The organism is Pseudomonas sp. LH1G9 (assembly GCF_002949975.1).
Classification (GTDB): domain Bacteria; phylum Pseudomonadota; class Gammaproteobacteria; order Pseudomonadales; family Pseudomonadaceae; genus Aquipseudomonas; species Aquipseudomonas veronii.
Genome location: NZ_CP026880.1, coordinates 6,151,303 through 6,174,892 on the forward strand (window position 1 = coordinate 6,151,303; position 23,590 = coordinate 6,174,892).

General features: G+C 60.9%; 24 protein-coding genes. 14 read left to right on the top strand and 10 right to left on the bottom strand.

Annotated features, from left to right (window positions below; all coding sequences use genetic code 11):
• Window positions 1–13 precede the first annotated feature (13 nt).
• The gene (locus C5F70_RS28575; protein WP_017848290.1) at window positions 14–679 is read left to right on the top strand and encodes a TetR/AcrR family transcriptional regulator; all 666 of its coding nucleotides are present in this window, start codon (window positions 14–16) and stop codon (window positions 677–679) included.
• A gap of 64 nt (window positions 680–743) precedes the next feature.
• Here C5F70_RS28575 and C5F70_RS28580 read toward each other — a convergent pair whose 3' ends face one another.
• Together C5F70_RS28580 and aroQ are read right to left on the bottom strand one after the other, a co-directional pair.
• Complete coding sequence (locus C5F70_RS28580; RefSeq protein ID WP_046482177.1) at window positions 744–1,592, bottom strand: shikimate dehydrogenase; 849 nt, start codon at window positions 1,590–1,592, stop codon at window positions 744–746.
• Window positions 1,593–1,597: 5 nt separating this feature from the next.
• Window positions 1,598–2,038 carry a type II 3-dehydroquinate dehydratase gene (gene aroQ / locus C5F70_RS28585; protein WP_104904393.1) on the bottom strand — a complete coding sequence of 147 codons (441 nt, stop codon included), beginning with the start codon at window positions 2,036–2,038 and terminating at the stop codon, window positions 1,598–1,600.
• Window positions 2,039–2,311: 273 nt separating this feature from the next.
• On the opposite strand from aroQ, the gene C5F70_RS28590 reads away from it, so the two are divergent.
• Together C5F70_RS28590 and C5F70_RS28595 are read left to right on the top strand one after the other, a co-directional pair.
• A complete protein-coding gene (locus tag C5F70_RS28590; RefSeq protein WP_104904394.1) occupies window positions 2,312–2,740 on the top strand; it encodes a DUF4160 domain-containing protein in 429 nt (142 codons plus the stop codon).
• Complete coding sequence (locus C5F70_RS28595; RefSeq protein WP_046381973.1) at window positions 2,737–3,174, top strand: DUF2442 domain-containing protein; 438 nt, start codon at window positions 2,737–2,739, stop codon at window positions 3,172–3,174. The genes C5F70_RS28590 and C5F70_RS28595 overlap by 4 nt, the downstream gene beginning before the upstream one ends.
• A 6-nt stretch (window positions 3,175–3,180) precedes the next feature.
• On the opposite strand, the gene trmA is transcribed toward C5F70_RS28595, so the two are convergent.
• Window positions 3,181–4,260 carry a tRNA (uridine(54)-C5)-methyltransferase TrmA gene (gene trmA, locus C5F70_RS28600; protein WP_046381974.1) on the bottom strand — a complete coding sequence of 360 codons (1,080 nt, stop codon included), beginning with the start codon at window positions 4,258–4,260 and terminating at the stop codon, window positions 3,181–3,183.
• The gene (locus tag C5F70_RS28605) at window positions 4,257–5,552 is read right to left on the bottom strand and encodes an NCS2 family permease (RefSeq protein ID WP_017848284.1); all 1,296 of its coding nucleotides are present in this window, start codon (window positions 5,550–5,552) and stop codon (window positions 4,257–4,259) included. Before C5F70_RS28605 ends, trmA begins: the two co-directional genes overlap by 4 nt.
• Window positions 5,553–5,774: 222 nt before the next feature.
• On the opposite strand from C5F70_RS28605, the gene C5F70_RS28610 reads away from it, so the two are divergent.
• Entirely contained in the window at window positions 5,775–6,221 is a 447-nt protein-coding gene (locus tag C5F70_RS28610) for a DUF4879 domain-containing protein (protein WP_104904395.1), read from the top strand.
• A gap of 48 nt (window positions 6,222–6,269) precedes the next feature.
• Here C5F70_RS28610 and C5F70_RS28615 read toward each other — a convergent pair whose 3' ends face one another.
• A complete protein-coding gene (locus C5F70_RS28615; protein WP_017848282.1) occupies window positions 6,270–7,508 on the bottom strand; it encodes an MFS transporter in 1,239 nt (412 codons plus the stop codon).
• Window positions 7,509–7,825: 317 nt separating this feature from the next.
• On the opposite strand from C5F70_RS28615, the gene C5F70_RS28620 reads away from it, so the two are divergent.
• The 3 genes from C5F70_RS28620 to C5F70_RS28630 are packed head-to-tail and all read left to right on the top strand — an operon-like array spanning window position 7,826 to window position 10,454.
• The gene (locus tag C5F70_RS28620; RefSeq protein ID WP_017848281.1) at window positions 7,826–9,265 is read left to right on the top strand and encodes a cytochrome ubiquinol oxidase subunit I; all 1,440 of its coding nucleotides are present in this window, start codon (window positions 7,826–7,828) and stop codon (window positions 9,263–9,265) included.
• A gap of 1 nt (window position 9,266) precedes the next feature.
• Complete coding sequence (gene cydB, locus C5F70_RS28625; RefSeq protein ID WP_046381977.1) at window positions 9,267–10,274, top strand: cytochrome d ubiquinol oxidase subunit II; 1,008 nt, start codon at window positions 9,267–9,269, stop codon at window positions 10,272–10,274.
• A gap of 12 nt (window positions 10,275–10,286) precedes the next feature.
• The gene (locus C5F70_RS28630) at window positions 10,287–10,454 is read left to right on the top strand and encodes a DUF2474 domain-containing protein (protein WP_017848279.1); all 168 of its coding nucleotides are present in this window, start codon (window positions 10,287–10,289) and stop codon (window positions 10,452–10,454) included.
• Between the two features lie 68 nt (window positions 10,455–10,522).
• Here C5F70_RS28630 and C5F70_RS28635 read toward each other — a convergent pair whose 3' ends face one another.
• Together C5F70_RS28635 and C5F70_RS28640 are read right to left on the bottom strand one after the other, a co-directional pair.
• Entirely contained in the window at window positions 10,523–11,647 is a 1,125-nt protein-coding gene (locus C5F70_RS28635) for a class I SAM-dependent methyltransferase (protein WP_046482168.1), read from the bottom strand.
• A 169-nt stretch (window positions 11,648–11,816) separates the two neighbouring features.
• Window positions 11,817–12,527 (bottom strand): LuxR family transcriptional regulator, encoded by a 711-nt coding sequence (locus C5F70_RS28640; protein ID WP_104904396.1) that lies wholly within the window; start codon window positions 12,525–12,527, stop codon window positions 11,817–11,819.
• A 401-nt stretch (window positions 12,528–12,928) separates the two neighbouring features.
• Between C5F70_RS28640 and C5F70_RS28645 the strand changes: the two genes are divergently transcribed.
• Window positions 12,929–13,705 carry a ferredoxin--NADP reductase gene (locus C5F70_RS28645; RefSeq protein ID WP_046381980.1) on the top strand — a complete coding sequence of 259 codons (777 nt, stop codon included), beginning with the start codon at window positions 12,929–12,931 and terminating at the stop codon, window positions 13,703–13,705.
• A 45-nt stretch (window positions 13,706–13,750) separates the two neighbouring features.
• Here the strand turns inward: C5F70_RS28645 and mscL are convergent, their stop codons facing one another.
• Window positions 13,751–14,167, bottom strand: a complete 417-nt coding sequence (gene mscL, locus C5F70_RS28650) for a large-conductance mechanosensitive channel protein MscL (RefSeq protein WP_104904397.1) — start codon at window positions 14,165–14,167, stop codon at window positions 13,751–13,753.
• Window positions 14,168–14,454: 287 nt separating this feature from the next.
• Here mscL and katB point away from each other — a divergent pair, with 287 nt between their 5' ends.
• The 3 genes from katB (at window position 14,455) to radA (ending at window position 18,085) form a co-directional block, all read left to right on the top strand.
• Entirely contained in the window at window positions 14,455–15,996 is a 1,542-nt protein-coding gene (katB, locus tag C5F70_RS28655; protein WP_104904398.1) for a catalase KatB, read from the top strand.
• Window positions 15,997–16,133: 137 nt separating this feature from the next.
• Window positions 16,134–16,682 (top strand): ankyrin repeat domain-containing protein, encoded by a 549-nt coding sequence (locus C5F70_RS28660; RefSeq protein WP_104904399.1) that lies wholly within the window; start codon window positions 16,134–16,136, stop codon window positions 16,680–16,682.
• Window positions 16,683–16,717: 35 nt separating this feature from the next.
• Complete coding sequence (gene radA, locus C5F70_RS28665) at window positions 16,718–18,085, top strand: DNA repair protein RadA (protein ID WP_017848272.1); 1,368 nt, start codon at window positions 16,718–16,720, stop codon at window positions 18,083–18,085.
• A gap of 53 nt (window positions 18,086–18,138) precedes the next feature.
• On the opposite strand, the gene C5F70_RS28670 is transcribed toward radA, so the two are convergent.
• A complete protein-coding gene (locus C5F70_RS28670; RefSeq protein WP_104904400.1) occupies window positions 18,139–18,507 on the bottom strand; it encodes a PilZ domain-containing protein in 369 nt (122 codons plus the stop codon).
• A 175-nt stretch (window positions 18,508–18,682) separates the two neighbouring features.
• Here C5F70_RS28670 and C5F70_RS28675 point away from each other — a divergent pair, with 175 nt between their 5' ends.
• The 3 genes from C5F70_RS28675 to yjiA all read left to right on the top strand — a co-directional run bounded on the left by C5F70_RS28675 (window position 18,683) and on the right by yjiA (window position 22,078).
• Entirely contained in the window at window positions 18,683–20,749 is a 2,067-nt protein-coding gene (locus tag C5F70_RS28675) for a carbon starvation CstA family protein (protein ID WP_017848270.1), read from the top strand.
• 15 nt (window positions 20,750–20,764) lie between these two features.
• A complete protein-coding gene (locus tag C5F70_RS28680) occupies window positions 20,765–20,962 on the top strand; it encodes a YbdD/YjiX family protein (protein WP_017737420.1) in 198 nt (65 codons plus the stop codon).
• Window positions 20,963–21,118: 156 nt separating this feature from the next.
• The gene (gene yjiA, locus C5F70_RS28685) at window positions 21,119–22,078 is read left to right on the top strand and encodes a GTPase (RefSeq protein ID WP_104904401.1); all 960 of its coding nucleotides are present in this window, start codon (window positions 21,119–21,121) and stop codon (window positions 22,076–22,078) included.
• A gap of 186 nt (window positions 22,079–22,264) precedes the next feature.
• On the opposite strand, the gene glyA is transcribed toward yjiA, so the two are convergent.
• The gene (glyA, locus tag C5F70_RS28690) at window positions 22,265–23,518 is read right to left on the bottom strand and encodes a serine hydroxymethyltransferase (RefSeq protein ID WP_017848268.1); all 1,254 of its coding nucleotides are present in this window, start codon (window positions 23,516–23,518) and stop codon (window positions 22,265–22,267) included.
• Window positions 23,519–23,590: the final 72 nt, after the last annotated feature.

Genomic DNA, 23,590 nt, shown 5'->3' on the forward strand with positions numbered 1-23,590 from the left:
CCGTGAGCGCACCATGACCTTGACTCCCGATCTCTCCGCAGTGTCAGACGCACCGCGCAAGAGTCGCAAGAACAACCCGGAAAAGACCCGCGAAAACATACTGCAAGAAGCCATTGTCGAGTTTGTTCAGCAGGGCCTGTCCGGCGCTCGCGTGGATGCGATCGCCGAGCGTATCCACACCTCCAAACGCATGATCTATTACTACTTCGGCAGCAAGGAGCAGTTGTACGTCGAGGTGCTGGAGAAGCTCTACGGCGATATCCGCAACACCGAATCACGCATGAACCTCACGGCCCTGGAGCCGCGCGAAGCGATCAGTCGGCTGGTGGAGTTCACCTTCGATCACCACGACCGGAACGTGGATTTCGTGCGTATCGTCTGCATCGAAAATATCCACAATGCCGAGTACGTGAAGCGCTCCGATTCAATCAAGGCGATGAACAGCAACATCCTGGACGCGCTGGGCACGACCTTGCGCCGTGGCGCCGAAATGGGGCTGTTCCGCGAGGGGCTGGAGCCGCTGGACGTTCACCTGCTGATCAACTCATTCTGTTTTTACCGCGTATCCAACCGCCATACGTTCAGTGAGATTTTTCAGATCGAATTGTCGGACGAGGCGGTTAAGCAGCGGCATCGACAGATGATTTGCGAGTCGGTGCTGCGTTACCTGCAAACCTGAGGTTGGCGCGGATTCAAGGCGGGAGGGGCAAACTCCCTCCCACATTTGGATGCGGTTTCGGCCGTCAGCTCTTCATGCTCTGGAAGTGCGCCAACATCCTGTGTGCATCCGGCACTACGCCACTGAACAATTCGAACGCCTTCACCGCCTGAAATACTGCCATGTTGCCGCCATCCAGAGTGCGGCAACCCAAGGCGCGGGCGTTGCGCAGCAGTTCGGTTTCCAGTGGGAAATACACGATTTCCGCGACCCACAATTGCGCGTGCAGCAAGGCCGGCGGCACGGGCGTGCCGGGCAGTTTGGCCATGCCCATCGGCGTGGTGTTCACTAACCCGTCGGCCTCGGCCATGGCGTTTTCCAGATGGGTGCCGACCTGGGCCCGTCCCGGGCCGAAACAGTGTGCGAGGTTATCCGCCAGGTCCTGGGCGCGGCTGGCGTCTACGTCGAAAATGCTCAAGTGCTCAACTCCTTCCGCCAGCAGCGCATGGGCCACCGCCGCGCCTGCGCCGCCGGCGCCCATCTGGACCACGCGTCGCCGAACGACATCCTGCAAGTTGCGCCGGAAACCTTCGGCGAACCCCAGGCAGTCGGTGTTATGGCCGATGCGTTTGCCCGCTTTGAACACCACGGTGTTGACCGCCCCAATGCCCCGGGCCTCGTCGGACAATTCATCGAGTAAAGGCAGGATCGCCTGCTTGCACGGGTAGGTAATGTTCAACCCGGTGAAGTTCATCTGCTCGGCGGCCTGCAGCAGGTCGGGCAGGGCATTGATGTCCAGCTGCAGCGGTTCCAGGTCGATCAGGCGATACAGGTAGCGCAGGCCTTGGGCGTCACCTTCCTGTTCATGCAGGGCGGGCGTGCGGGAGGCCTGGATGCCGGCGCCGATCAGGCCGGCGAGGACGCGCGGTTTCATCGGGCTCATCCTTTCACCGTGCGGCTGAAATGTTCCAGGGCCAGGTGATAGCCGTGGCTGCCAAACCCGGCGAGTACCGCCTTGGCGATGGGCGACACGAACGAGTGATGACGAAACGCCTCGCGCGCATGCACGTTGGATAAATGCACCTCGATCACCGGCACTTCACTGGCCAGCAGCGCATCGCGAATCGCCACCGAGGTGTGGGTCCAGGCCGCCGGGTTGATCACGATACCGTTGCAACGGGCGCGGGCGCCGTGAATCCAGTCGAGCAATTCGCCTTCGTGGTTGGTTTGGCGAAATTCGATGGTCAGCCCCAGTTGCTCGGCACTGCGGCCACACAGCGCGGCGATGTCGGCCAGGGTTTCATGGCCATAGGTGGCGGGCTCACGGGTGCCGAGCAGGTTGAGGTTGGGGCCGTTTAGCACCAGCACGATGGGCGGCATAAGGGGATCTCCACAGTTATTGTTCGTTGTGCGGATAAAATGTACTGAATGGTTAATTTGGTCAATCGATGGCGGTAGATGTGTTCGATTATCGAACCGTTAATCAGTGAGACCGGGCATTTCCAGGTGCTGCCATGAGTCGTTACAAGACCGTATTCGACGGTTTGCCCGCTGTTACTACGCTGTGAAAAACGCCCTGATCAAGGAGCCGGTTGTCGGGTGATGCATGGAAAAGTGTTACCCAGCGGAAAATAACCTAACGGATGGGTTACGATGAAAGTAGGCACTTACAAAGGACATGTGATTGCGGTGTTTCTCAGGGATGAGCATTGCCCGCCTCACGTGCATGTCAGGGGAAAGCAATGGGATGCGCGTTTTCGTTTCAGCTTTCTGGATGGGCGAGTGGAGCTTTGGGATGTAGACCCCGAACGGCGGCGGCCACCCCGCGGGATTCTGGAGGGCATTCGCCAGACGTTGATGCAGCGACACATCCTGGCTCGTGTACGAAGGGTCTGGTGGGAAAAACTGCAAACGGTTTGCCTGGAGAACCACTCCTGGGATTGGGACGCCGACGAGGTGGTGCCGGGGTTGATCATTCGGCGTGGCGTCTATGTGATTGCAAACGCCCGACACGATGTGGCGGGGCAGCGAACCCTTTTGAATCTGGTCAGGGCGCCAGATTGTGTGGAGATTGATCTATGAAAATCGTAAAAGCCAAAACTTTGCCCGATGTACCGATCACTGAGGCCGATATCGATAAGGCCATAGTGCGGGGGCGCAAACTGAAGCGTGTGTACGCCAATGCCTGCTCGGTGCGTTACGAGGATGACTGCATCTCCATCGGCTTCAGCGATGGCAGTCGCATCATGTTGCCGGTGGCCGGTCTTCCGGAGTTCGAAGGGTTTTCCGCGCAGGACTTCGAGCAATTGGAGGTCGGCTTTGGCGGCAAGGCGCTGTGCTGTGAAGCCCGCGACCTGCATGTTTCCATCACCGGCCTGATTGCGACCAGCCAGCCCTTGATGGATCTGGCCGTGAGCCTGGTGGCGTCGCACAACGGCCGTAAAAGCAGCGCGGCCAAATCCGCCGCCGCCCGAGCCAATGGCAAGAAGGGCGGTCGGCCGCGCAAGGAGCCGTAAGGGAGGTTATCGACGGGTCAACAGCACCCCGGACTCCATATGGTGCGTCCATGGGAACTGGTCGAACATCGCGCATTGGGTAATCCGGTGCGTGTCATGCAGTTGCGCAATGTTCGCCGCCAGGGTTTCCGGGTTGCAGGAGATGTAGAGGATGTTGTCGAAGCGCCGGGTCAGTTCGCAGGTGTCCGGGTCCATGCCGGCGCGCGGCGGGTCGACGAAGACGCTGCCGAATTCGTAGCTTTTCAGGTCGATGCCGTGCAGGCGTCGGAACGGGCGCACGTCGTTCAGCGCTTCGGTGAGTTCTTCGGCGGAGAGGCGCACCAGGGTGACGTTATCCACTGCGTTTTCATCGAGGTTGCTCAAGGCTGCGTTCACCGAGGTCTTGCTGATTTCGGTGGCGAGCACGTTGCGCACGCGGGTGGCCAGCGGCAGGGTGAAGTTGCCGTTGCCGCAGTACAGCTCCAGCAGATCGTCCGGGCGATCGCCGAGTGCGTCGTATGCCCAGTTGAGCATCTTCTGGTTCACCGTGCCGTTGGGCTGGGTGAAGGCGCCTTCGGGTTGGCGATAGCTGAACGTGCGGCCACCGACGTCGAGTTTTTCCACCACGTAGTCATGGCCGATCACATCGCGTTTGCCCTTGGAGCGGCCGATGATGCTCACGTTCAAGTCGGCGGCCAGTTGGTTCGCGGCGGTGTGCCAGTGCTCGTCCAGCGGGCGGTGATAGCACAGGGTGATCATCGCGTCGCCGGCCAGGGTGGTCAGGAACTCCACCTGGAACAGCTTGTGGCTCAGGGCGGCGCTGGCTTGCCAGGCGGCCTTGAGCTGCGGCATCAACTGGTTGATGCGCTGGCTGGCGATGGGGAACTCGTCGATCAGGATCGGCGTGCGCTTGTCGTCCTGGGAGAACATTGCGTAGTGGCGTTCCCCCGCTTCGCGCCACAGGCGGAACTCCGCGCGCAGGCGGAAGTTCTGCAGGGGCGAGTCGAAGACCTGAGGCTGTGGCGCGTCGAACGGTGCCAGCAGGTCACGCAAGCGCGTGACCTTGTCTTGCAGTTGAACGGTGTAGCTTGCGGCGTCAAAAGTCATGCGTTGAACCAGCCCAGCTTGATCACAAACAGAATCGACAGAATCACCAGCGCCGGGTTCAGCTCACGGTAGCGGCCCGAAAGCAGCTTGATGGCGGTCCAGGCGATGAAACCGAAGGCGATGCCGTTGGCGATGGAGTAAGTGAAGGGCATCGCCAGGGCGGTGATCACCACCGGCGCTGCAACAGTGATGTCATCCCAGTCGATTTCCGCCAGGCCCGAGGTCATCAGCACGGCCACGAACAGCAACGCCGGTGCAGTGGCGAAGGCCGGTACGCTGGAGGCCAGTGGCGAGAAGAACAGCGCCAGCAGGAACAGGATCGCGACCACGACCGCGGTCAAACCGGTGCGGCCACCGGCACTCACGCCCGCGGCGGATTCGATGTAGCTGGTGGTGGTCGAGGTGCCCAGCAGCGAACCGGCCATGGCGGCGGTGCTGTCGGCGATCAGCGCACGGCCCATTTTTGGCATGTGGCCATCCTTGTCCATCAACCCGGCGCGCTTGGCCACGCCGATCAGGGTACCGGAGTTGTCGAACAGGTCGACGAACAGGAACGCGAAGATCACGCTGACCAGGCCGATGTCCAGCGCGCCCTTGATATCCAGCTGCAGGAAGGTCGGGGCCAGGGACGGTGGCATCGAGGTCACGCCGCCGAACGGGGTCACGCCGAGCAGAATGGAGACAATGGTCACCGCCAGGATGCCGATCAGCACCGCGCCGCGTACCGCCAGGGCTTCCAGCGCGACGATCAGCGCGAAACCGAGGGCGGCGAGGATCGGTGCCGGTTGTTTCAGGTCGCCCAGGCCGACCATGGTGGCCGAGTTGCTCACCACGATCCCGGCGTTGTGCAGGGCGATCAGCGCCAGGAACAGGCCGATACCGGCAGCAATCGCCGAGCGCAGGGGCAGGGGGATGCTGTTGATGATCCATTCACGGATGCGGAAGATCGACAGCATGAAGAACAGCACCGCCGAAATGAACACCGCCCCCAGCGCCACTTGCCAGGTATGGCCCATGTGCAGGACCACGGTGTAGGTAAAGAAGGCATTGAGGCCCATGCCCGGCGCCAGCGCGATCGGGTAGTTGGCGATCAAGCCCATCACGGTCGAACCGATGGCTGCTGCCAGGCAGGTGGCGACGAACACTGCGCCCTTGTCCATGCCGGTTTCGCCGAGGATGCTCGGGTTCACGAACAAAATGTAGGCCATGGCCAGGAATGTCGTGATGCCCGCGAGGATCTCGGTTCGCACGTTCGTGTTGTGTGCTTTGAGTTGAAACAGCTTTTCCAGCATGCCTGCTCCCTGTGACGCTATGTTGCGTCGTTATTTGTTGACCTCTAAGTCAAAGCACAAATTGCGCCAAGCGCCTGTGGTTTCAGAGAGGATCGGAAAAAGCGGCGCATCATACCAGCAGCCGAGGCCGTGTGGCGCACGGGCTTGGCTTTGTGGCGCATGGCTGTGAATCATGGCCTTGAGGCATACTGCGCCGATGTTTAATTCAGGGTCATCGACAGCATGAAAAAAGCCAACCGGTGGAGTCTAGCTCTGATCGCTTGTATCAGCGCGTGGTTAGGTGCGGCACCGGCGTGGGGCGCGACTGCACCGGCCTTGAGCGAGGTGCGGGTGTTCAAGGTCGAGTCGGCCGGGTGTGTGGAAACGATTCCGGAGCGCTCCCAGAGCACACAGATGTGTACGCACCGTGGGCCTACCCAGGTGTCGGTGATGGAGGTTGGCCTGGGCAACAACCCGATGGGGCGCTTCAATGGCGCGGTACTCAACGGGCAACGCACTGCGGTGTGCCAGGTCGGCAACGTCAGCCAGGCCTGCAATGGCGCGGGCATGTTGATGGGCTACATCTATGTGTTCGACCTGAACGTCGAAGCCCAAGGCTGGTTCGAATACAGCAACACGTCGATCAACGCGCCGCGAAATACCTTGAATACCCAGCTCAATATCCGCTGATCAATGGCCCTGAACGTCACGGATATCCGCAGCGGCTGGTGGTGAGGTTCAGCCCTTGGCTTCGTCCAGCGGCACATGCATGCGGTCGCGGTGAGCCAGGGTCGGGAACAGTTTGATCCACGTCCCGGTCACCACCAACGTGCCGATCCCGCCCATGACCACGGCGGGCACGGTGCCGAACCAGTGGGCGGTGATCCCGGATTCGAACTCGCCCAGTTGATTCGACGCGCCGATAAACAGGCCGTTGACCGCACTGACCCGCCCGCGCATGTCGTCCGGGGTTTCCAATTGCACGAAGGATGCGCGGATCACCATGCTGATCATGTCGGCCGCGCCCAGCACCACCAGCACCGCCAGGGAAAACCAGAACGAGGTGGACAGGCCGAAAGCGATGGTCGCCACCCCGAACACCCCGACGGCGGTAAACATCACACGGCCCACGTGTCGGTCGACCGAGAAGCGCGCCAGCCACAACGACATCAACAGCGCGCCCACCGCCGGCGCCGAACGCAGCAGGCCCAGGCCCCAGGCGCCGGTCAGCAGGATGTCCTTGGCGAACACCGGCAGCAACGCGGTGGCACCGCCGAGCAGCACGGCGAACAGGTCGAGGGAAATCGCTCCGAGGATGTCCGGCCTGCTGCGGATAAAGCGAATCCCGGCCAGCAGCGAGTCCATCGTGGCCTTGGCCTTGTTCAGCGGCGTCTGGCGCGCGGGCAGGTTGAGGGTCAGCGTGCAGGCAATGAGGTACAGCACCACGGTCGGGCCATACACCCACACGCTGCCGAACGCATAGAGCAAACCGCCGAGGGCCGGGGCGACGATGGTTGCCAGTTGCTGGGCCGATTGCGACGAGGCCACGGCGCGCGGGAACAGCGTGCTGGGCACGATGCTCGGGAGCAGCGCTTGGGTGGTGGGCATTTCAAAGGAGCGCGCGGCGCCGAGCAGGAAGGCGAGGATAAAGATCATCTCGCGGGTCACATTGCCGGTCAGGCCGCCAATGGCCAGGGACACGGCAATCAGCGCCTGCACGGTCTGACAGATGGCCGCCACCTTGCGCCGATCATAGCGGTCGGCCACATGCCCGGTGTGCAGCATGAACAGCACGCGGGGAACGAATTCCACCAGTCCGACCAGGCCAAGGTCCAGCACGTTGCCGGTCAGTTGATAGAGGTTCCAGCCGATGGCCACGGTGAGCATTTGGAAGCCGCTGGCGGTGAAGATCCGCGCCAGCCAGAACGCGATGAAAGGGCGGTGGTGACGCAACAGCAACGCGGGTTCATTGGGCATCGGGAGTTCGGGCCAGCGCGGTAGGGAAACCCGAGATTAGCATCAAGCTGTAACAAACAGTTGCAGAAACTGCGCTGAGGCAAGCTGTCACGCGGCAAAAGACCACACAAGCCAATTACCAAAATGGGACTACTCTTTTGACTGTGATTGATCCAGATCAAAGCTATTTCAGGATTTGTTCTGGCGGCCGCAAGGCCTGACTCCCTACGTGGTTGGTAAAAAAAGAAACGAATTGAAATTCGCCACACTCCATATCCGTGGGGGCAGTGGATGCGGCCTCCAGCCAGCATTCGGTATTACCTGACAGAGGAAGACTTATGTTCGGTTTGGAGGCGCTAGATCTCGCCCGAATTCAGTTCGCGTTTACTATCTCGTTCCACATCCTGTTCCCGGCGATCACCATCGGCCTTGCGAGTTACCTTGCGGTGCTGGAAGGCTTGTGGCTCAAGACCCATAACGATACCTACCGTGACCTCTACCATTTCTGGTCGAAGGTCTTTGCCGTCAACTTCGGCATGGGCGTGGTCTCCGGCTTGGTCATGGCGTACCAGTTCGGCACTAACTGGAGCCGCTTCTCGGACTTCGCCGGCTCCGTCACCGGGCCGCTGCTGACGTATGAAGTACTCACGGCCTTCTTCCTCGAGGCCGGTTTCCTCGGCGTGATGCTGTTCGGCTGGAACAAGGTGGGGCGCAAGCTGCACTTCTTCGCGACCGTGATGGTGGCCGTCGGCACGCTGATTTCGACCTTCTGGATTCTCGCTTCCAACAGCTGGATGCAGACTCCCCAGGGCTTTGAAATCATCGACGGCCGCGTGATCCCCACAGACTGGCTGGCCGTGATCTTCAACCCCTCGTTCCCCTACCGCCTGATGCACATGGCCACGGCGGCGTTTGTGGCGACGGCGTTCTTCGTCGGTTCTTCGGCGGCCTGGCATTTGCTGCGCGGCAAGGACAACCCGGCGATCCGCAAGATGCTGTCGATGGCCATGTGGATGGCGCTGATCGTCGCGCCGATCCAGGCAGTGATCGGTGACTTCCACGGCCTCAACACCCTGCAGCACCAGCCGGCGAAAATCGCCGCGATCGAAGGCCACTGGGAAAACATCGGCAACGAGCCGACGCCGCTGATCCTGTTCGGCTGGCCCGACATGAAGGCGGAAAAAACCAAGTACGCGGTGGAAATTCCCTACCTCGGCAGCCTGATCCTGACCCACTCCCTGGACAAACAGGTACCGGCGCTCAAGGAGTTCCCGCCTGAGGACCGCCCCAACTCGACCATCGTGTTCTGGTCGTTCCGGGTCATGGTCGGCCTGGGTTTCCTGATGATCTTTACCGGCCTGTTCAGCCTTTGGCTGCGTCGGGGCGGCAAGATGTATACGTCCCGGCCGTTCCTGTACCTGGCGTTGTGGATGGGCCCATCCGGCTTGATCGCGATTCTCGCCGGTTGGTTCACCACCGAGATCGGCCGCCAGCCGTGGGTGGTCTACGGGCTGATGCGGACTGCGGATGCGTCCTCCGGGCATAGCCTGGCGCAGATGAGCATCACCCTGGTGCTGTTCGTGGTGGTGTACTTCGCGCTGTTCGGCGCCGGTTTGGGCTACATGATGCGCCTGGTGCGCAAAGGCCCGGTGGCCCACGACGGCATCGAGCCAACCCACGGTGGCCCAGGCCAGAAACGCACACCGGCGCGGCCGTTGTCGGCGGCCGATGACGGCAGCGATGACGATCACGTCGACCTCCAGCATAAGGGGCATTGAGATGGGTATTGATCTTCCGCTGATCTGGGCCGTGATCATCATCTTCGGCATCATGATGTACGTGGTCATGGATGGTTTCGACCTGGGCATCGGCATCCTCTTTCCGTTCATCCCCGGCAAGACCGACCGTGACGTGATGATGAACACCGTCGCCCCGGTCTGGGACGGTAACGAAACCTGGCTGGTACTGGGCGGCGCGGCATTGTTCGGTGCGTTCCCGCTGGCCTATTCGGTGGTGCTGTCGGCGTTGTACCTGCCGCTGATGCTGATGCTCATCGGGCTGATCTTTCGCGGCGTGGCCTTTGAGTTCCGCTTCAAGGCCAAGGACCACAAGCGTCACCTGTGGGACAAGGCGTTCATCGGCGGGTCGCTGGCGGCCACGTTCTTCCAGGGCGTCGCGTTGGGTGCGTTCATCGACGGCATCCCGGTGGTCGATCGCCAGTTTGCCGGTGGCTCACTGGATTGGGCGACGCCGTTCACGATGTTCTGCGGCGTGGCGCTGATCGTGGCCTACGCGTTGCTCGGTTGCACCTGGCTGATCATGAAGACCGAAGGCAAGTTGCAGGAGCAGATGCACGACCTGGCGCGGCCATTGGCCTTCGTGGTGCTGGCGGTGATCGGTATCGTGAGTATCTGGACACCGCTGTCGCACCCGGAAATCGCCTCGCGCTGGTTCACTCTGCCGAACCTGTTCTGGTTCCTGCCGGTGCCGATCCTGGTGCTGGTGACCATGTACGGGCTGATCCGCGCCGTGGCGCGCAACGCGCACTACACGCCGTTCCTGCTGACGCTGGTGCTGATCTTCCTCGGCTACAGCGGCCTGGGGATCAGCCTGTGGCCGAACATCATCCCGCCGTCGGTATCGATCTGGGACGCTGCCGCGCCGCCGCAAAGCCAGGGCTTCATGCTGGTGGGCACGTTGTTCATCATCCCGTTCATCCTGGGCTACACCTTCTGGAGCTACTACGTGTTCCGCGGCAAGGTCACCCATGAAGACGGTTATCACTAGGAGGGTCGTTTCATGTCCGGCAAACCTTCGTTGCACGAGATTGAACAGGCTGAGAAGCAACCGCTGTGGCGGCGCCTTGGTTGGTTGGCGATGATCTGGAGCGGCAGCGTGCTGGCCCTGTTCATCGTGGCCAGCCTGATGCGCCTGTTCATGAGCGCGGCCGGCCTGACCACGCACTGACATCCCATCCCGTTGCCTTGCGGCACGGTTTTTGACCCTGCCCCTCTTTGGAGGGGCGGGGTCTTTTTTTATTTGCGCGCTTTGAGAATGACGAATTTGGGCGTGGCGGCCACTTGCTCGACGCCCCGGAACAGCCGCGCCAACTTGCTGTGATAACCCAGGTGACGGTTGCCGACTATATAAAGGGCGCCGCCGACCACCAACGCTTCGCGCGCCTGCTGGAACATGCGCCAGGCGAGGAAGTCGCCGACCACCTGTTGCTGGTGGAACGGTGGATTGCACAGCACCACATCCAACGATTGCGGTGCCTGCCCGGCCAGGCCATCGTCGGCGCGGACGATGACCTCGCGATCACCCAGGGCCGCTTGCCAGTTCTCGGCGGCCGATTGCACGGCCATGTAGGACTCGTCCACCAAGGTGTAATGCGCGTCCGGGTTCTGCAGGGCGCTGGCAATCGCCAGTACGCCATTGCCGCAACCCAGGTCGGCGACTCGCGCACTGCCAAGGCCCGTGGGCAAGTGTGGCAGGAAGGCGCGGGTGCCGATGTCCAGGCTTTCGCGGCAGAACACGTTGGCGTGGTTGAGCAGGGCGATGGCTGGAGTGTCCAAGGCGTAACGGGTGGGGTAGGGCGAGACGGCGGCCGGGCGCTCCCCAACGGTGGCGATCAACAGCCGCGCCTTTTTGAGCGCGAGGGACGCGTGCATCGGCCCGATGTACTGCTCCAGCAATTCACCGGCGGCCCGTGGCAGATGCTTGACCATCGCTGCGGCGATAACTTCAGCGCCCGGCGCCAGTTGGCCCTGCAGGCGGATCAACTGTTCTTCGAGCAGCGCCAGGGTTTTCGGCACGCGGATCAGCACCCGGTCGAATGGCCCGACAGGCACTTGGCTGGCGGGGATGAACGACACCGCATCGAACGCCTTGCCGTTGCGCAGCAGGTTTTTTTCCAGGCCTTGGGCGGCGAGAAACGAGTCGCCGCTGGATGTCACCTGCACATGGCCCTCAAGGCTGGCGGCCAATGCGCCAAAGCTATCGTTAAGCACCAGCACGCGAGTTGCGGCGTTCGGTTGCTGTTCGGCCAGGTAGCTGAGCAGATACTCGTCGGCGGCGTCGAAGGCCTGCAGCGGATCATTGTGCTGCTCGGGTTGGCGGATCAGATCGAGCTGGGCGAACGGGCTTTCGAGCAGGGGCATGGCGGGGGAGGCTCTGGGTAATCGATGGGTGTTCGGCAGGCGCTGTGGCGGCCGGCGGAACCGTCTGAGTGAACTACGAGGCGGCACCGAGGGGCTGCGTCAACACTCAGAGTTGGCCGTAAATGTTACTTTTTTTTTGGAGTGATTACATGCGGTGTTTCAAAGCGGGTTAAAACAAGCCTGCTTTCGAGGCACAGAGCACCGCAGCGATTTTGTTATTGACGCCCATTTTGGTGAAGATGCTTTTGAGATGAAAACCAATGGTGCGTTCCGACAGGCACAGTATGGCGGCGATATCGGCAGCCGTTTTGCCCAGGGCTGACCATTTGAGGATTTCTGTCTCCCGTGGTGTCAATTTGCAGGCCGAAGGCGCGTTGGGCTTGTCGGCATATTTCTGTGCGACCACCGCATGCATCGCATGACAGAGCCACAATACCTGGCCGGCCTTTTCGTACAGCTCTTCCGGGCTGACCTCGCCCTTGCTGCGTCCCAGGGTCAGCATGCTGAGCACGCCCTGGAAATCGTGGACCGCCTGGGTCCACCCCAGATGCACGCCAGAGGACCGGGCCAGTTCCCACAAATTCGGCGCGGCGCCGAACACTTTTTCCTCCCAGACGATCGGTAATACGCAACGTTTGCAGTGGGTGACAACCGGGTCTACGTCGAAAAAGTGGGCCTGGTCGTACAGGGAGTTCCATTCATTTGGGTAGTTGTTGAGGCAAATCGGTTTGCATGGGTGTGTGGGTCGCTGTGAACTCATCGTGAAGGAACAGAATTGGAAGCCAAGCTCGTAGGTTTTGTTGATTACCATTTCAAATACACTGGTGATCTTGTCCTCGCCTTCCAGTTTAGGGAGTCGTGTATTGCGCCAGTTGACCATCGGAAGCTCTCCATGGAGTTCTTTGTGACTTGGGTACGTCCTGGCCCCCAATGTTGCACGCAAATTAGTGTAGGACACGGACTACACTTGTAGCGGAAGTTTTCGTTCTTGTTCGTCGTGTTCTAAGACTCTTTAAGCAGGTGTGCAACTTCCGTCCGCAACTTTTTGCGAAGTTTTGCCCTTTTTTAGTGGGTTTTAGCGTCTGTTATGCGTCACTGACAATCGCACTATGGGGCGATGTTGTGATGTGTCTTGGACTAATAGCCAAATGTTTAGTAGTGCAATTAAATAGCCATCAACTTGTGGTTTTTTTTGCTCTATTCACAATGCCACTACCGACTGCGGGTGTTTCCGCACGTGACTTTGGGGGACACTAGGGCACCTGTAGAACGGAGCTCCCCATGACGGCCAGTGCTGAGAAATTTACCCGCCAGACCCTGCTCGACGTGCAATCGCTGACCCCCAGCCTCTTCACCCTGCGCACCACCCGTGACCCGGGCTTTCGGTTCACCGCCGGCCAGTTCGTGCGCCTGGGGGTGACCAAGGCCGATGGCAGCACGGTATGGCGCGCGTACTCCGTGGTGTCGTCGCCGTTTGATGAGTACCTGGATTTTTTCTCGATCGTGGTGCCTGGTGGCGAGTTCACCAGCGAGCTGAGCCGTCTGCGCGTCGGCGATACGTTGATGGTCGAGCGTCAGGCCACAGGCTTCCTGACCCTGAACCGGTTTGTCGACGGTCGTGACTTATGGTTGCTGGGCACTGGCACCGGAGTGGCGCCGTTCCTGTCGATCCTGCAGGACTTCGAGGTCTGGGAAAAATTCGAGCGCATCATCCTCGTGTACAGCGCCCGGGAAGCCAGGGAGCTGGCCTATCAGTCGCTGATCCAGGGGCTGGCGCAGCGTGAGTACCTGGCCGAGTACGCCCACAAGCTGACCTATCTGCCGCTGGTCACCCGCGAGCAGCACCCCGGCGCCCTGCACGGGCGCATTACCACCCTGATCGCGAATGGCGAGCTGGAGCGCGCAGCCGGCGTCGCGCTGACCCCAGAGCATTCGCGCGTGATGATTTGCGGCAACCCGCAGATGATCGACGACACCCGTCAGTTGCTCAAACAACGCGATATGCAATTGAGCCTGTCCCGGCGCCCCGGCCAGGTGGCGGTGGAGAACTACTGGTAACAAAAAAGGCGCCCCTGGAGGCGCCTTCGTTCAAACCGATACGGCTTATAGCGGTTTGTCGTTCTGTGCCTTGAGCAGATCGCGGATCTCACCCAGCAACACTTCTTCCTTGCTCGGCGTCGGCGGCAGGCTGGGGGCCACGGCTTCTTCGCGTTTCAGGCGGTTGATGGCCTTCACCCCCATGAAGATCGCAAACGCGACGATCAGGAAGTCGATCACGCTCTGGATGAACTTGCCGTAGGCCAGCACGACCGCCGGGACATCGCCCTGCGCAGCCTTGAGCGTCACCGCCAGATCAGCGAAGTCCACACCGCCGATCAACAGACCGATCGGTGGCATCACCACGTCGCCTACAAACGAGGAAACAATTTTGCCGAAGGCGGCGCCGATGATAATCCCGACGGCCATGTCGACCACATTACCTTTGACCGCGAAGGCCTTGAACTCACTGATCACGCCCATAGGTTATTCCTTGTTACAGATGAGAAGGGTGGAAGTCAGTGTAAGTCAGTCGTAGCGGGCTTGCCTGACACAACTGTTAACACTGTCGGTTTTTATCGACACATTAAATCGCAAATAGTTTGCAAAGTGCCATCAATCGCGCGCGAAATACCCGCGATTTCAGTGAGTTACCAGATTATTTTCTCAATCGACCCGTTGGGGTTTTTCTATTTATCTTCTGACTCGCGGGTCACTAGCCTCTGGCAAGCACAACTGAATGTGCATTAAAAAAACCAGAGGAAACCTCGATGAACAACCCAATGAGCCGCGCGCCCGTTCTGGCGCGACATGCGCTGGTGCTGGCAACCGTCAGCCTGCTTTCCCTGTCTGTGCAAGCTGCCAACTTGACCCGCGACAATGGTGCCGCCGTCGGCGACAACCAGAACTCGCAAACCGCGGGCGCCAACGGCCCGGTGCTGCTGCAAGATGTGCAACTGATTCAGAAGCTGCAACGCTTCGACCGCGAACGCATCCCCGAGCGCGTGGTACATGCCCGTGGCACCGGCGCTCACGGCACGTTTACCGTCACCGATAACCTCAGCGACCTGACCAAGGCCAAAGTTTTCGCCGCCGGTGAGGCAACCCCGGTATTCGTGCGGTTCTCGGCGGTGGTACACGGCAATCACTCCCCGGAAACCCTGCGCGACCCTCGCGGCTTCGCCACCAAGTTTTACACCGCCGACGGCAACTGGGACTTGGTCGGCAACAACTTCCCGACGTTCTTTATCCGAGACGCCATCAAGTTCCCGGACATGGTCCACGCCTTCAAACCCGATCCGCGCACTAACCTGGATGATGACTCGCGTCGTTTCGACTTCTTCTCCCATGTTCCCGAAGCCACCCGCACCCTGACCGAGCTGTACTCCGACTCCGGCACGCCGGCCAGTTACCGCGAAATGGACGGCAACGGCGTACATGCCTACAAGTTGATCAACGCCAAGGGCGAAGTGCATTACGTCAAGTTCCACTGGAAGAGCCTGCAAGGCATCAAGAATCTTGATCCCAAGCAAGTCACTGAGGTGCAGGGCCGTGACTACAGCCATATGACGAATGACTTGGTCGCCCATATCAACAAGGGCGACTTCCCCAAGTGGGACTTGTACGTGCAGGTGCTCAAACCTGAGGAACTGGCCAAGTTCGATTTCGATCCGCTGGATGCCACCAAGATCTGGCCCGGCATACCCGAGCGCAAAGTCGGGCAGATGGTGTTGAACCGCAACCCGGCCAATGTCTTCCAGGAAACCGAGCAAGTGGCCATGGCCCCGGCCAATCTGGTGCCGGGCATCGAGCCGTCGGAAGACCGCCTGCTGCAAGGCCGGGTGTTCTCCTATGCCGACACGCAGATGTACCGCCTGGGCGCCAACGCCCTGCAACTGCCGATCAACGCGCCACGGGTCACCGTCAACAACGGCAACCAGGACGGCGCGATGAATTCCGGCAAGACCAGCACCGGCGTGAACTACCAGCCAAGCCGCCTGCTGCCACGGGAAGAGCCGCAAAACGCACGCTACAGCCAGTCGCCGCTGGCGGGCAGTACCCAGCAGGCGAAGATCCAGCGTGAGCAGAACTTCAAGCAGGCCGGTGATCTGTATCGCTCCTACAGCAAGAAAGAACGTCAGGACTTGATCGACAACTTCGGCGGCTCCCTGGCCACCACCGACGACGAGAGCAAGCACATCATCCTGTCCTTCCTCTATAAAGCCGACCCGGAATACGGCGCCGGCGTGACCAAGGTCGCCAAAGGTGACCTGGCCCGCGTGAAAGCGCTGGCACAAAAACTCACCGACTAACCCCACCCCCCCTGTAGGAGCGAGCTTGCTCGCGAAGATCTGCCAGGCAACGCGTACATCCAGGATGCACGCGTCATCGTTGACGTTTTTCGCGAGCAAGCTCGCTCCTACAAGGGTTTTGTAGAGGAGTTGAATCAATGCGTACCTTCATCGGCGCGCTGCTGGCCTGCTGGTCGCTGAGCGGGGTTGCCGGGCAGCCTGCGCCCAATGACGCAGCGGCGCTCAAGGCGCAATTGCAAGGCTACTATTTCGATGCCGCACGTCGCGGCGACCTGCCCATGCTCGATACCTTCATCGACGCCGGCTTCCCCCTCAATACCCAGGACGACAAGGGCTACACCGCACTGATCCTCGCCGCCTACCACGGCGAAAGCGCCTACGTTGAGCGTCTGCTCGCCGCCGGCGCCGATGCCTGTGTGCAGGACAAGCGCGGCAACACCGCGTTGATGGGCGCGATTTTCAAGGGCGAGCTGAAGATTGCCCAGCGCCTGCTGGCCACCGACTGCAACCCCGACCAGCGCAACGGCGCCGGGCAGACCGCCGCCATGTACGCCGGGCTGTTCAAGCGTCTCGAACTGCTCGACGAATTGAAGGCCAAAGGCGCCGACCTGAATGCCGAAGACCCGATCGGCAACAGTGCTTCACGATTGGCCGGCGGTGAAATCCGGACCCCGGCGCCGCGCTGAGCTATCATCGCGGTTTTTCGGTTGGAGGTTCTCAAATGGCAAAGGCCAAGCGCATGTACGGCTGCACCGAGTGCGGCGCGACCTTTCCCAAGTGGGCCGGCCAGTGTACCGAGTGCGGGGCGTGGAACACCCTCACCGAAACCATGATCGAAAGCGGCGGCGCCGCGGCCCCCAGCGGCCGTGCCGGCTGGACCGGGCAACAGGCGCAGATCAAGACCCTGGCCGAAGTCAGCGTCGAGGAAGTCCCGCGTTTCTCCACCGCGTCCGGTGAGCTCGACCGCGTGCTGGGCGGTGGCCTGGTGGACGGTTCGGTGGTGCTGATCGGCGGCGACCCCGGTATCGGCAAGTCGACCATCCTGTTGCAAACCCTGTGCAGCATCGCCAGCCGCATGCCGGCGTTGTACGTCACCGGCGAAGAATCCCAGCAACAAGTGGCCATGCGCGCACGCCGCCTGGGCTTGCCCCAGGACCAACTGCGGGTGATGACCGAAACCTGCATCGAAAGCATCATCGCCACTGCGCGGATCGAAAAGCCCAAGGTCATGGTGATCGACTCGATCCAGACGATTTTCACCGAACAACTGCAATCGGCCCCGGGCGGCGTGTCCCAGGTGCGTGAGAGCGCGGCGCTGCTGGTGCGCTATGCCAAGCAGAGCGGCACGGCGATTTTCCTGGTCGGTCACGTGACCAAGGAAGGCGCGCTGGCCGGGCCACGGGTGTTGGAGCACATGGTCGACACCGTGCTGTATTTCGAAGGCGAGTCCGATGGCCGTTTGCGTTTGCTGCGCGCCGTGAAGAACCGCTTCGGCGCGGTGAACGAGCTGGGCGTATTCGCCATGACCGACCGCGGGCTGAAAGAAGTCTCTAACCCCTCGGCGATTTTTCTGACCCGTGCCCAGGAAGAAGTCCCCGGTAGTGTGGTGATGGCAACGTGGGAAGGCACCCGCCCGATGCTGGTGGAAGTCCAGGCGCTGGTGGACGACAGCCATTTGGCCAACCCGCGTCGAGTGACCCTGGGCCTGGACCAGAACCGCCTGGCGATGCTGCTCGCGGTACTCCACCGGCACGGCGGCATCCCGACCCATGACCAGGACGTGTTCCTTAACGTGGTGGGCGGGGTCAAGGTGCTGGAGACCGCGTCCGACCTGGCGTTGATGGCGGCGGTGATGTCCAGCCTGCGCAACCGGCCGCTGCCCCACGACCTGCTGGTGTTCGGCGAAGTCGGCCTGTCGGGCGAAGTGCGCCCGGTGCCCAGCGGTCAGGAGCGTTTGAAGGAAGCGGCCAAACACGGCTTCAAGCGCGCGATCGTGCCCAAGGGCAACGCGCCGAAGGAAGCGCCGCCGGGGTTGCAGGTGATTGCAGTGACGCGGCTGGAGCAGGCGTTGGATGCACTTTTCGAGTAGCCCGCAACACCGCAGTACACCTGTGGGAGGGCGCAAACCCCTCCCACCGGTGGTCAGTGCTCCAGCAAAGCGCCCAACTGCCGCTCCAGTTCTGCCTGATCCCCCAGGTTCAACTCGATCAAGCGTCGCAAATGGCTGATCGATTCCAGACTGATGTGCTCGCATTCAAACCCCAGGTGACCGTTCTGGTCATGGGTCAGCCTGACCTGCATCTGCACATCGGTATTGGCGTCCAGGTGGATATCCACATCGAACGACTCGGTGCCGACGCTGTGCCAGGGCGTCGGTTTCTGCACCAACAAGCCCTTCAGCGATAAGTCCACCAGTTGCACCGACCATTTCCGACCGTTCTGCCGGAGTTCAGTCTTGGCATCAAAGGCAATCCGGCGAAAACGACGGCGGTCAGACGCATGTTCGGTCATGGTGAAACCCTCTGTGGATGAAGGGATTGTAGCCCTACGCCATTATTGAGGCGTTATTTCTGCTTTTTTTGCCATGGGAAGGCTCTAGACCAATGTAGGGGGCTGGCCTTTAAGGCCAGTAGCGCTAAACTCGAGCTGGTTGTCCTTTCTGTCCACCCTGGCTGGAATACAAAAAATGAAAAATAATAATAGCCTGCTACGCCACTTACCCTGGCTGGTACTGGCCATAGTAGGTGCGTGCGCCCTGGGCGTAGTGGCCCTGCGCCGCGGCGAGGCGATCAATGCCTTGTGGATCGTCGTCGCAGCAGTGGCGATCTATCTGGTCGCCTATCGCTACTACAGTCTGTTCATCGCCAATAACGTGATGCAACTCGATCCACGACGGGCCACCCCCGCAGTGGTCAATAACGACGGTCTGGACTTCGTACCGACCAACAAACACATCCTTTTCGGTCACCACTTTGCGGCGATTGCCGGTGCAGGCCCCTTGGTCGGCCCGGTGCTGGCGGCGCAAATGGGTTATCTGCCCGGAACCCTGTGGCTGATCGCCGGCGTGGTACTGGCCGGTGCGGTGCAGGACTTCATGGTGCTGTTCCTGTCTACCCGTCGTAACGGCCGTTCCCTGGGGGATATGGTCCGCGAAGAGATGGGTCGCATTCCCGGGACCATCGCGCTGTTCGGCTGCTTCCTGATCATGATCATCATCCTCGCGGTGCTGGCGCTGATCGTGGTCAAGGCCCTGGCCGAGAGCCCGTGGGGCATCTTCACGGTGATGGCGACCATCCCGATCGCGATGTTCATGGGCATCTACATGCGCTACATCCGCCCGGGCCGCATCGGTGAGATTTCGATCGTCGGCGTGCTGTTGTTGCTCGGTTCGATCTGGCTGGGCGGGCAGATTGCCGCCGACCCGGTCTGGGCCAAGGTCTTCAGTTTCACCGGCATCCAGATCACCTGGATGTTGATCGGCTACGGTTTCGTCGCGGCGGTACTGCCGGTGTGGCTGATCCTGGCCCCGCGTGACTACCTGTCCACCTTCCTCAAAATCGGCACTATCGTCGCCTTGGCCATCGGTATCCTGGTGACCATGCCCGACCTGAAAATGCCGGCGCTGACCCAGTTCATCGATGGCACCGGCCCGGTGTGGAAGGGCGGTCTGTTCCCGTTCCTGTTCATCACCATTGCCTGCGGTGCGGTCTCGGGCTTCCACGCGCTGATCTCTTCGGGCACCACGCCGAAGTTGCTGGCCAGTGAAGGCCACGCCCGGTACATCGGGTATGGCGGCATGTTGATGGAGTCGTTCGTGGCCATCATGGCGATGGTTGCCGCTTCGGTGATCGAGCCGGGTGTGTACTTCGCCATGAACAGCCCGGCGGCGATCGTCGGCTCGGACGTGGTCACCGTCGCTCAAACCGTCAGCAGCTGGGGCTTTGCGATTACGCCTGAGGCGCTGTCGGCCGTTGCCCATGACATCGGCGAAACCACCGTGCTGGCTCGTGCCGGCGGTGCGCCGACGCTCGCGGTGGGTATCGCGCAGATCCTGCACAGTGTGCTGCCGGGTGAAAACACCATGGCGTTCTGGTACCACTTTGCGATTCTGTTCGAAGCGCTGTTCATCCTGACGGCCGTCGACGCAGGTACCCGTGCCGGGCGCTTCATGCTGCAGGACCTGCTGGGCTCCTTCGTGCCGGCGCTCAAGCGCACCGAGTCCTGGACGGCCAACCTGATCGCGACCGCCGGTTGTGTGGCGATGTGGGGTTACCTGTTGTATCAAGGCGTGATCGACCCGCTGGGCGGCATCAACACCTTGTGGCCGCTGTTCGGTATCTCCAACCAGATGCTGGCAGGTATCGCGCTGATGCTGGCGACCGTCGTGCTGATCAAAATGAAGCGCCAACGCTACATCTGGGTGACCATGCTGCCGGCCGTCTGGCTGCTGATCTGCACCACCACGGCGGGCTTCATCAAGCTGTTCGACGCCAACCCGGCGATCGGCTTCCTGTCGCTGGCGAAGAAGTACAGCGATGCGCTGGCCAACGGCCAGATCCTCGCCCCGGCCAAGAGCATCGACCAGATGCAGCATGTGATCTGGAACGCCTACACCAACGCAACGCTGACGGCGCTGTTCCTGTTCGTGGTCTTCAGTATCCTGTTCTATGCGCTCAAAGTCGGCGTCGCCGCCTGGGGCAACAAAGAGCGCACGGATAAAGAAGCCCCGTTCCAGGCCGTACCGGACGCATGATCGAGGATTGCAGCCATGTTCAATGACATCAGTCGCCTCGGTAAATACCTCGGTCAGGCCGCGCGCCTGATGGTCGGCATGCCCGACTACGACACTTACGTCGAGCATATGCAAACCAAACACCCGGACAAGCCGATGATGGACTACAAGACGTTCTTCCGGGAACGCCAGGAAGCCCGTTACGGCGGCAAGGGTGGGCCCAAGTGCTGTTAAGTTGGTAAAACCGCTTTACCTGTAGGAGCGAGCTCGCTCGCGAACAACGCAAGGACACCACGTGCATCCAGATAGCACGGGTTATCGTTGACGTTATTCGCGAGCAAGCGCGCTCCTACAGTTGTTTTTACCTCCCCATTTTCAGGAGAACTGTCTTTGTCCTCTCCCATTCCCGTCACGGTCCTCAGTGGCTTCCTCGGCGCCGGCAAGACCACGTTGCTGCGTCACCTGCTCAAAGCCGAGCACGGCTTGAAAATCGCCGTGATCGAAAACGAATTCAGCGACGCCGGTATCGACACCCAGCTATTGGGCAACGAGCCCGTGCAAGTCATGACCCTGTCCAACGGCTGTGTGTGCTGCACCATCCACACCGACCTGACCAAAGCCCTGTATCTGTTGCTGGAGCGTCTCGACAGCGGCGAAATCGCCTTCGACCGCCTGGTGATCGAATGCACCGGCCTGGCCGACCCGGCCCCCGTGGCCCAGACCTTTTTCATCGATGAAGAGCTGCGCGAGCGCTACATCCTCGACGGCATCATCACCCTGGTGGACGCGGCCCACGCCGAGCACCACCTGACCCAAACCATCGCCCAGGCACAGATCGGGTTTGCCGACCGCCTGCTGGTGAGCAAGCGCGACCTGGTGGACGACGCCAGCTTCGATGCCCTCAGCCAGCGCCTGACCCGCATCAACCGCCGCGCGCCGATTCGCGTGGTCGACCACGGCGCCATCGACCTGGCGGAGCTGCTCGACGTGCGCGGCTTCAACCTCAACGCCGGCATGAACCTGCGCCCGGTCAGCACCGCGCCGTCCATCGACCGCATCTCCAGCCTGGTGCTGCGCACCGAACAGCCGCTGGATATCGACCGCCTCAGCGAGTTCATGAACGGGTTGTTGGAAGACCACGGCAAGCAACTGCTGCGCTACAAGGGCGTGCTGAACATCGCCGGGGAAGATCGGCGCATGGTGTTCCAGGGCGTGCTGAAGCTCTACGGTTTCGATTGGGATACCGAATGGGCCGAGGGCGAAACGCGGGAGAGTGTGATCGTGTTTATTGCCGATGAGTTGCCGGAAGACAAGATTCGCGAGGGTTTTGCGAAGGTCTATCAAGCCTGACTTGGAAATACGATCAAAAATGTGGGAGGGGGCTTGCCCCCGATAGCTGTGTGTCAGCCATACATGTGTCGACTGACCCACCGCCATCGGGGGCAAGCCCCCTCCCACATTGGCCGGTATTCCAAATCCTGATCTGCATAAAAAAGCCCGGCTCAAGAGCCGGGCTTCTTATTCAAGCAACTGCAATCAAGCGCCGTACACCGGCAGCTTTTTGCAGATGGCCTTGACCTTCTCACGGACCGCGTCGATCACGGCGTCGTTGTTCAGGTCAGCCAGGATGTCGCAGATCCAGCCGGCCAGTTCCTTGCACTCTGCTTCCTTGAAGCCACGAGTGGTCACGGCCGGGGTGCCGAAACGCAGGCCCGAGGTGACGAACGGCGAACGTGGGTCGTTCGGCACGGAGTTTTTGTTCACGGTGATGAAGGCTTTGCCCAGGGCAGCGTCAGCATCTTTACCGGAGATGTCCTGCTTGATCAGCGACAGCAGGAACAGGTGGTTTTCAGTCCCGCCGGAGACCACGTCAAAACCGCGTGCGATAAACACTTCGGCCATGGCCTTGGCGTTTTTCACCACTTGTTGCTGGTAAGTCTTGAACTCAGGCTGCAGGGCTTCTTTGAAGCAGACCGCTTTGGCGGCGATCACGTGTTCCAGCGGGCCGCCTTGGGAGCCTGGGAATACCGCAGAGTTGAGCTTCTTCTCGATCTCGGCGTTGGCGCGCGCCAGGATCAGGCCGCCACGCGGACCGCGCAGGGTCTTGTGGGTGGTGGTGGTGACCACGTCAGCGAACGGCACCGGGTTCGGGTAGACGCCAGCGGCGACCAGACCGGCCACATGGGCCATGTCGACGAACAGGTACGCGCCCACTTTGTCGGCGATGGCGCGGAAACGTGGGAAGTCGAGGATCTGCGAGTAGGCAGAGAAACCGGCCACGATCATTTTTGGCTTGTGCTCGACCGCCAGGCGCTCGACTTCGTCGTAGTCGATCAGGCCGTTGGCATCGATACCGTATTGAACGGCGTTGTACAGCTTGCCGGAGGACGAAACGCTGGCGCCGTGGGTCAGGTGACCGCCGTGGGCCAGGCTCATGCCCAGGATGGTGTCGCCGCCTTGCAGCAGGGCCAGGTACACGGCGCTGTTGGCTTGGGAGCCGGCGTGTGGCTGGACGTTGGCGTAATCGGCGCCGAACAGTTGCTTGGCGCGGTCGATGGCCAGTTGCTCGACCACGTCGACGTATTCGCAGCCGCCGTAGTAGCGCTTGCCTGGGTAGCCTTCGGCGTACTTGTTGGTCAGAACCGAACCTTGAGCCTCCATTACCGCAGGGCTGGTGTAGTTTTCCGAAGCGATCAGCTCAATGTGCTCTTCCTGGCGCACGGCTTCTTGCTCCATGGCGGCGAAGAGATCGGCGTCGTACTTGGCAATGGTCAAATCACGGCTGAACATGGCGGTCCTCAAGGATCGGGGGCAGAAAAGGAAGGCATTCTAACCTAATGGGTTTTAGATGGCATATGAAAG